We start from the raw sequence: 8971 nt of genomic DNA, 5'->3' as shown, positions 1-8971 counted from the left end.
GCCCACATGCCCTTGCCGATCTGGGCACGTCCCTGCAGGCCGCAGGCCAGACCGATATCGACGTTGCGATCCTCATAGGCGCTGATCCAGGGGGCGTTTTTCATCTCGCCCTTGGGCACCATCGGCCCTGCCTCCATAGAGGTGTGAATCTCGTCGCCGGTACGATCAAGGAAGCCGGTGTTGATAAAGGCCACGCGCGATTTGGCCGCGCGGATACATTCCGCCAGGTTGACCGAGGTGCGGCGCTCTTCATCCATGATGCCCAGCTTGACCGTATTGGCAGGCAGACCCAGCACGGTTTCCACGCGGGTAAATATCTCATCGGCAAAGGCCACTTCCTCGGGCCCGTGCATCTTGGGCTTTACCACATAGACCGATCCCGCGACCGAGTTGCGCATGCCCCCGGTCTTTTGCAGATCGTGCATCGCGATCAGCGTGGTGACCATGGCATCCATCAGCCCTTCGCCAATCTCGCGCCCGTCGCGGTCCAGAATGGCGGGGTTGGTCATCAGGTGGCCGACATTGCGCACCAGCATCAGCGACCGCCCCTTGATCGTCAGCGCGCTGCCGTCTGGCGCGGTATAGTCGCGATCCCCGTGCATCTTGCGCGTGACCTGCTGGCCGCCCTTCTCGAAGGTTTCCGACAGATCGCCTTTCATCAGCCCCAACCAATTCCCATAGGCCACGACCTTGTCCTCGGCGTCCACGGCGGCAACGCTGTCTTCACAATCCATGATCGTGGACATCGCGGATTCCAGCAGCACATCCGCCACGCCTGCCGGATCGGTCTTGCCAATGTTATGTGCGGCGTCGATCCGGATTTCGATGTGCAGCCCGTTGTTGCGCAGCAAGATCGCCTCGGGCGCGGCTGCATCCCCACGGTAGCCGACAAACTGTGCCGGATCTTTCAACGCAGGTGTCAGCGCGCCGTCAACCACGGCATAGCCCGTTACGTCCGCGTGACTGCCTGACGCCAGCGGGGCCGCGTCATCCAGAAACGCCTTGGCCTGCGCCACAACCCGTGCACCACGGTCCGCATCGTATCCCTTGCCCTGCGGCAGATCACCCAAAGCGTCGGTGCCGTAATAGGCGTCATACAGGCTTCCCCACCGCGCATTGGCGGCGTTCAGGGCAAAGCGGGCGTTGGTGATCGGCACCACCAGCTGCGGGCCGGGCACCTGCGCGATTTCAGGGTCGACGCCTTTTGTGTCAATCTCGAACGCGGGGCCTTCGGGCACCAGATACCCGATCTCGCGCAAAAAGCTTGTGTAGGCGTCCGCGTCATGAGGCTGGCCGGCCCGTTCCTTGTGCCAGCTGTCGATCTTGGCCTGCATATCTTCACGGGTCTGCAGCAGCGCGCGGTTCTTGGGGCCAAGGTCATGTACCAGATCGCTGAGCCCCGCCCAGAACGTTCCCGCATCGATGCCGGTGCCGGGCAGTGCTGCACCCTCGATAAAATCAACCAGTTCGGCGGCAACCTGAAGGCCGTTCTTGTCGGTACGCTGTGTCATCTCATAGCTCCTGTCGCTCGCGTGGAATTTGCTTTGCGACAAGACTTAGAAGGTATCCCCTCGTGGAGCAACATGTATTGGTAAAAACATCTTACCAATGCAGCCCCTACTGAGCGCTAGCGGCCCCCCGTGCCCTACGGCATCGGTCAGAGCAGTATTTCACCGCCTCCCAATCGCGCGCCCACTTGCGCCGCCAGCTAAAGGGCAACCCGCAGCTTTGGCATATCTTGGTCGGCAGATCTGCTTTCTTGCGCATTTTCGCCATTGCGCCTTACCCCCGGATAATCCCTATCATCATTAAAAAACGGCAGGCCTTGTCGCCAAGGCCTGCCGTCCAAATCATTAAATCTTCAATCGTTAAAAGCGCTTATAAAACTCAGTTGCTTTCGTTTGTCCCCGGTGCGACGGGATCAACAGGCGCTGCGTTGGTGTCGTCCGCCTGTGTTGCACCGCTTGTGTCTTCCTCGGTCACCGCGGGGACGGTGCTGTCAGTGGTGATGGCCTGCGTTCCTTCTTCGGCAGCGGGCTGACGGTCTTCGCGACCGTTGTCGATCAGGATAAAGCCAAGAATGGCCGTAATCACGATGCCGAAGATCATCGTGCCTTTGACGCCAAGCAGCGCGGGTTTGTGCTGTTTCTCTTGCTTGTCGATATTTGTGTCGGGTGCAGACATGATGCCCTCCGATGGGTTCGGTGAAAGTTGATCTTCTCGGGTGGCGACCTTGCAGGTGCCGTGTTGCAAGACTAACTTGAGCGCTGGACATCTGGTTCCAAACAGAAGGAAAAAACATGCGCGACGCTGCCCCCCAGACGATATATCTGGCCGACTACACGCCTTATGGCTTTATCATCGACGATGTCGCGCTGCATTTCGATCTGGACCCGCGCAAGACCCGCGTCAAAAGCCGCATTTCCTTTCGCCCCAACCCCGATGCAAGCGACAAGACGTTCTTTCTGCACGGGGAGAACCTATCGCTCGTCTCGGCCGCGATTGATGGCACGCCCGTCTCGCCCGAGGTAACGCCCCATGGGCTGACCTGCGATGTGCCGGACGCACCCTTCGTCTGGGAAGCGGAGGTAGAGATCGACCCGATGGGCAACACCGCGCTTGAGGGGCTTTATATGTCGAACGGCATGTATTGCACCCAATGCGAGGCGGAGGGCTTTCGCAAGATCACCTATTACCCCGACCGCCCCGATGTAATGGCGGTGTTTACCGTGACCATCAACGGACCACATCCGGTATTGCTGTCCAACGGCAACCCCGTGAGCAGCGGCAAGGATACCGCCGAATGGCATGATCCCTGGCCCAAGCCTGCCTACCTGTTTGCTCTGGTCGCGGGCGATCTGGTCGCACACCCCAGCAGCTTCACCACGAAATCCGGCCGCAAGGTTGACCTGAACCTCTATGTGCGCCCCGGTGACGAAGGCAAATGCGCCTTTGGGATGCAGGCGCTGAAAGACAGTATGAAATGGGACGAGGACGTTTATGGTCGTGAATACGATCTTGATCTGTTCAACATCGTTGCCGTGGATGACTTCAACATGGGCGCGATGGAGAATAAGGGGTTGAACATCTTCAACTCCTCCGCCGTTCTCGCGTCGCCCGAAACCTCGACCGATATGAACTTTGAACGGATCGAGGCGATTATCGCGCATGAGTACTTCCACAACTGGACCGGCAACCGCATCACCTGCCGTGATTGGTTTCAGCTGTGCCTGAAGGAAGGGCTGACGGTCTATCGCGACAGCCAGTTCACCTCTGACATGCGCTCTGCCGCGGTGAAGCGGATCGATGACGTGATCGACCTGCGCGCCCGCCAATTCTCCGAGGACCAAGGCCCGCTGGCCCATCCCGTGCGCCCCGAGAGCTTTCAGGAAATCAACAACTTCTACACCGCCACGGTCTATGAAAAAGGGGCCGAGGTGATTGGCATGCTCAAGCTGCTGGTCGGGGACGCGGCGTATTCAAAAGCGCTTGACCTCTATTTCGATCGCCACGACGGGCAGGCTTGTACCATCGAAGACTGGCTACAGGTGTTCGAGGATACCACAGGCCGCGATCTGGGGCAGTTCAAGCGCTGGTATTCCCAAGCGGGCACGCCGCAGCTGTCGGTCACCGAAAGCTGGGACCACGGCACATTGACGTTGCATTTCAAGCAGCACACACCCGCCAGCGCGGCCACCGCCGACCCGCAGCCCTATGTGCTGCCGATCGCTGTCGGGCTGATCGGTCAGGACGGGGACGAGGTGCACGAGACCACGGTGCTGGAAATGACGCAGGCCGAACAAAGCTTTGTCTTTGACGAACTGGGGACGCGCCCTGTGGCATCCGTGCTGCGCGGCTTTTCGGCACCTGTGGTGCTGACCCAAGACCTGTCGGACGCAGACCGCGCGCATCTGCTGGCCCATGACACCGATCCGTTCAACCGTTGGGAACAGGGGCGCATGCTGGCCTATGGCTCGCTGCTTGGGATGATCCGCGAGGGCAAGGCCCCGAACAAGGATTGGTTGGCCGGTATCCGTGCGGTGATCGGGGATGAAAGCCTTGATCCGGCGTATCGCGCGCTGATGCTGGGGCTGCCGTCGCAATCCGATCTGGCGCGCGCGCTGTCAGAGGCAGGCGACACCCCCGATCCCGACATCATCTATGCGGCGACCGAGGCGACCCGCGCCGCGATGGCCGACGCCTTTGCCGATCTGTTGCCGACGCTCTATCGCCGTCACACCGTCGACGCCCCGTTCGAGCCTAACGCGAAACAGGCGGGCAAGCGCGCCTTGTCCAATGCCGCCCTGTCACTGCTGACGCGCAATGACGACGGCGTGCTTGCGCAAGAGCAATATGACGCGGCCGACAATATGACCCAGCAGCTTTCCGCGCTGGCCAATCTGGTCCGCGCCGGTCGCGGCAACAAGGCTGTCGAGGCCTTCGAGGCACAGTGGAAAGCGGACCGTCTGGTCATGGACAAATGGTTCGGCCTGCAGGTGATCGAAGCCGACCCCGAAGACGCCCACGAGGTGGTCGAGACGCTGACCAAACACCCTGACTTCAACTGGAAGAACCCCAACCGCTTCCGCGCTGTGCTGGGGGCCTTTGCTGCGCATCACGCAGGCTTCCACCATGCCTCGGGGGCGGGCTATCGCCTGCTTGCCGATTGGCTGATCCAGCTTGATCCGGTGAACCCGCAGACCACTGCGCGGATGTGTTCGGCCTTCCAGACATGGAAACGCTATGACGCTGACCGTCAGGACATGATCAAGGCAGAGCTGGACCGCATCCTGTCGCAACCCGGCCTGTCGCGTGACACGACCGAAATGCTGACACGTATCCGCGGTGCATGATGCCGCCGAAGGTGTCCCGCCGCGGGGCACCTTCCGCTACCGGCGTGCGGGGCGCAGCCTTTGGACGGCTTTGGTGGTCGCGGCTGTCTGGCTGGCGCTGGTCACTGCCTATGTCGTGATTGAGGCGTCCCCGGTGATACTGGCGATCATCGCCCTCTTCACCCTGCCCGCGCTATGGGAACTTGCGACGAACCCCATCGCCAGCCTGAGCCTCTCCCCGCAGGCGCTGGTCTGGCAGCGGGGCAAGGATAAGGTCACGATCCCGCTCGACACAATCGACCACATCCGCCTTGATACGCGGCTGGACCTCTCTGTCCGCGCGACGGTGGTGCTGCGGTCGGGGCAGCGGTTGCGTGTTCCCCCCGATACCATGCCCCCGCACCGCCCGTTCGAGCATGCGCTGCACGCCGCTGGCGTCCCCACGCAGCGGCACCACTTTAGCCTGCGCGGCTAGGCCGGCCACGGGCGGCGCGTTCAGGATCGCGTTCAGGGGCGCGGCTTGGGGCGCGTCGCATCCAGTGGTTTGCAATAGGCTTGCTGCTTCAGCCAGCGCGACATGTCCCGACGTTTGGCCGGGCTGCGCAACGGGCCCCAATCCGCCGCGACACCGCGCCCGCCGCGGCCATAGATCACCCCGTCACGGGGCACGGTGACCGCCATGATCCGCACCGCACAGCTCAGGTTCGCGGCCCCGTTCTGCAACCCCGCGCCCGTGCCGACGTTGCAGCCATAGCCGCGCGCGGTGGCAGGCAGGATCTGCAGCAGCCCGTACCACAGACCGCCGCCCCCGACCGCGCGGGCCTTATAAGTACTCTCATGTTTCGCCAGCGCCGACATGAACCCGACCCAGAACGCCCTGCGGTCCGCGTCCGAGGCGGTGGGATAGGCCGGGCACCAGTCGTCGATGTCGGCGGGCACCATATCAACCAGGGGCTTGCCGTGGGACTTGAGCGCGGACAGCGCCGTGCGCGTCCAGACCGCATGCCCGCGCCGGTGCTGCCACCTTGTGCGCGGGATCACCCCGTTGCGCGCAGGCGGCGAGACCTCGTAAAGATTGATCGGCGCGGCGGTCGCAAGGTCGGGGCCCGCTGTGCCATCCTCTCCGGGCACTGCGGGCGCGGGTTCGATCGGCGCGGCGGCGGTCGGCGGCGTGGTGTCAGGATCAGGGACCGCGCTGCGGGCCACCGGGCGCAGGACATTCACCGTCTCGGCCGCCAACGGCAGCGCCACGCCACCGGACAGTAGCGCGACCATCACCGGCGCGAGAATCACCCGCCCCAGACCACCGCGCCGCATGCCGCTGCGGCGTGCTGTTATCTTTGCTGACATTCCTACTCCCCCAGTCGTATTCGCGCACAACATAGCGTGTTCCGCGCCATCGTCGCCGGTCTTTGAACAATCAGGCATTATTCAGCCTTAAAGCCGCGTTCAGACGCTTGGCAAATCCCAGACTAACCATCGCGATGCCATCTTGGTGCCTAATTATCCCGCCATTTTCAGTGGCAGAAGACGGGTTCATATAGGACTGGACAAACGATGCGGCACCTCAAGAATTTATTCAAACGCAAAAGTGTTCCGACGCTGCTGTTGGATTCTGACGATCTTGGCCAAACGCCGCGCAAGCAAGAACCCCGCCCGCAACCTCAGAAAACCGCGCAAACCGCCGTGCCGCGCCCGGATGCTGTGCCGCCTTCGCCCCATGAAATGCTCAGCATCGACTGCCCTGATCCCACTGCCGAGGACCGTCTTTGCGATGAAAACCACCAGCTGGGCCAAGGCTTGGTGCGGCAAGAGAACTGGGCGGCGCTGTCAAAGGTGATCCGCGCGGCAGACGCTGATAGCACGCTCACCCCCGGGTCCATGCCTGTGGCCGAGCTGATCGCCTATGGTGCCCGTGCCGATGTGGTCATGGCGACAGAGCACGCGATCGAGGACGTGGACAGCGGCTTTGCCAAGGCCTTGCTGAGCGGGATCGAGGATTTCGAACATGTGCTGGACGAGCACCAAGACGATTACGTCGTCGCCTGCGTCGTGGCCCAGGCGCATATCGACATCGGCTGGGCGTGGCGCGGCAAAGGCGAAAGCAACGTGCTGCCGCAACGCAACCGCGACGCCTGCATTGCCCACTTCGAGCGCGCCGGAGAGATCATCGCTCCCTTCATTGCCCAGCATCCCACCAGCGCGCTTGTCGCGGCCACCTGCTGCGCCCATGCGAGCGGGCCGTTCAACCACCAAGGCGGGCTGCGCGACAGTTATGAAAAGCTGATCATGCTCAACCCGCTGAACCCGCGCCCCATGCGCGCCTTGGGCAACCACCTGCTGCCGCGCCATCACGGCGGCTATTCAGAGCTTGAGCTTGAAGCCCGACGCACCGCCGCGCGGGTACAGAATGTCTGGGGGGCCGGTGGCTATACCTGGGTGATGTTTGACGCGATCTGCTCTGATGATACGGCCTGTGCCAATCTGGACGTTGACTATTTCATCGACGGCTTGCGCGACATCCTTGCGCATCACTCCACCGCCTATTTCGCGAACCTGCTGGCGGCCTATTGCGCCAATATGACCAGCTTTGGCGGCGGCGGAAACGAACGCGCCGACAGCATTCGCGCCCGCATCGGTGCCTGCACCGAATGGATCATCCGTGCACATCTGACAGAATTGCATCCGATGATTTGGGCCCATGCCGCCCACGGCTTTGACAACAACCTGCGCATCCGGTCGCCGCATAAATTCGCCGCGTCCGGCCGCGAGGATGCGATGCAGGTGATGACCAGCCTGTTCCGGTCCGAGCTCGCCTCGGGGCAGCGGATCGTGTTCACCAGCAAGGGGCCACAGGCCACGCCCGCCTAAGATCGCCTTTGGGCAGCACCTCTTGGCCGGTCCGCGCGCGCATTGGCGCGGCCTGCCTCTTGCAGCACCCCGCCCCCTGTCTTATGACCAAGGCGTTCTGTTTCTGACGCCAAAGGTGCCCCCATGCTTGACCTGACCTATGACACCCCCAAAGTGCGCACCATTGCGGGTGCCAAACATGACTGGGAACTGGTCATCGGGATGGAGGTGCACGCGCAGGTTCTGTCGAACGCCAAGCTCTTTTCCGCCGCCTCGACCAAATTCGGGGCCGAGCCGAACAATAACGTCGCTTTCGTTGACGCGGCCATGCCCGGCATGCTGCCCACCATCAACGAATACTGCGTCGAACAGGCCGTGCGCACGGGTCTGGGCCTGAAGGCCGAGATCAACCTGCACAGCGCCTTTGACCGCAAGAACTATTTCTACCCCGACCTGCCACAGGGCTATCAGATCTCGCAGCTTTACCACCCCATTGTGGGCGAAGGTGAAGTGCTGGTGGAACTGGGCGACGGCACGGCGCGGCTGGTGCGCGTTGAACGCATCCACCTTGAACAGGACGCGGGCAAATCGATCCACGACATGGACCCGAACATGTCCTTCGTCGACCTGAACCGCACCGGTGTTGCGCTGATGGAGATCGTGAGCCGCCCCGACATCCGCGGCCCCGAAGAGGCAGCCGCCTATCTGACCAAACTGCGCCAGATCCTGCGCTATCTGGGGACGTGCAACGGCGACATGCAGTCCGGTGCCATGCGCGCCGATGTGAACGTGTCGATCTGTCTGCCCGGTCAGTACGAAAAATATCAGGAAACGCAGGATTTCAGCCATCTGGGCACGCGCTGCGAGATCAAGAATATGAACTCCATGCGGTTCATCCAGCAAGCGATCGAGGTCGAGGCGAAACGCCAGATTGCCATCGTCGAGGCCGGTGGCGAAGTGGTGCAGGAAACCCGCCTGTTCGATCCGGACAAGCAGGAAACCCGCTCCATGCGCTCCAAGGAAGAAGCGCATGACTATCGCTATTTCCCCGACCCCGATCTGTTGCCTTTGGTGATCGAACAGGCGTGGGTGGACGACATCGGTGCCAACCTGCCCGAATTGCCTGACGCCAAGAAAGCGCGTTTCATCAACGACTTCGGCCTAAGCGACTATGACGCTTCGGTGCTGACCTCGGATCTGGACAGCGCAGGCTATTTCGAGGCGACCGCACAGGGTCGCGACGGCAAGATGGCGGCGAACTGGGTGATTAACGAACTGTTTGGCCGTCT

8 protein-coding genes are annotated in these 8971 nt (G+C 62.1%); 4 read left to right on the top strand and 4 right to left on the bottom strand.

Annotated features, from left to right (window positions below; genetic code table 11):
* From B3849_RS17125 to B3849_RS17115, 3 genes are all read right to left on the bottom strand, one after another.
* Positions 1 to 1511: malate synthase G (locus B3849_RS17125; RefSeq protein ID WP_286780468.1), on the bottom strand; the 1511-nt coding region annotated here is incomplete at its 3' end.
* 106 nt (positions 1512 to 1617) lie between these two features.
* Positions 1618 to 1776 (bottom strand): DUF2256 domain-containing protein, encoded by a 159-nt coding sequence (locus tag B3849_RS17120; protein WP_081858794.1) that lies wholly within the window; start codon positions 1774 to 1776, stop codon positions 1618 to 1620.
* Between the two features lie 111 nt (positions 1777 to 1887).
* Positions 1888 to 2184: a hypothetical protein gene (locus B3849_RS17115; protein WP_278424781.1), complete on the bottom strand. Its 297-nt coding sequence runs from the start codon at positions 2182 to 2184 to the stop codon at positions 1888 to 1890.
* Between the two features lie 116 nt (positions 2185 to 2300).
* Here B3849_RS17115 and pepN point away from each other — a divergent pair, with 116 nt between their 5' ends.
* Both pepN and B3849_RS17105 read left to right on the top strand, forming a co-directional pair.
* Positions 2301 to 4853, top strand: a complete 2553-nt coding sequence (gene pepN / locus B3849_RS17110; RefSeq protein ID WP_278424780.1) for an aminopeptidase N — start codon at positions 2301 to 2303, stop codon at positions 4851 to 4853.
* Positions 4846 to 5307: a hypothetical protein gene (locus tag B3849_RS17105; RefSeq protein ID WP_278424779.1), complete on the top strand. Its 462-nt coding sequence runs from the start codon at positions 4846 to 4848 to the stop codon at positions 5305 to 5307. Before pepN ends, B3849_RS17105 begins: the two co-directional genes overlap by 8 nt.
* Before the next feature lie 32 nt (positions 5308 to 5339).
* Here the strand turns inward: B3849_RS17105 and B3849_RS17100 are convergent, their stop codons facing one another.
* Positions 5340 to 6182: a transglycosylase SLT domain-containing protein gene (locus B3849_RS17100; RefSeq protein ID WP_278424778.1), complete on the bottom strand. Its 843-nt coding sequence runs from the start codon at positions 6180 to 6182 to the stop codon at positions 5340 to 5342.
* Positions 6183 to 6440: 258 nt separating this feature from the next.
* On the opposite strand from B3849_RS17100, the gene B3849_RS17095 reads away from it, so the two are divergent.
* Complete coding sequence (locus B3849_RS17095) at positions 6441 to 7703, top strand: hypothetical protein (RefSeq protein ID WP_286780467.1); 1263 nt, start codon at positions 6441 to 6443, stop codon at positions 7701 to 7703.
* Between the two features lie 123 nt (positions 7704 to 7826).
* Positions 7827 to 8971 (top strand): Asp-tRNA(Asn)/Glu-tRNA(Gln) amidotransferase subunit GatB (gatB, locus tag B3849_RS17090; protein WP_286780466.1); only part of this gene is annotated, 1145 nt, incomplete at its 3' end.

Origin of the sequence: Sulfitobacter sp. UBA4523, assembly GCF_002388305.1 — a bacterium.
In the GTDB taxonomy this organism is placed as follows: Bacteria; Pseudomonadota; Alphaproteobacteria; order Rhodobacterales; family Rhodobacteraceae; genus Sulfitobacter; species Sulfitobacter pontiacus.
Note: the sequence above shows the minus strand (reverse complement) of the source record. Positions and strands in the feature narration are given on the sequence as shown.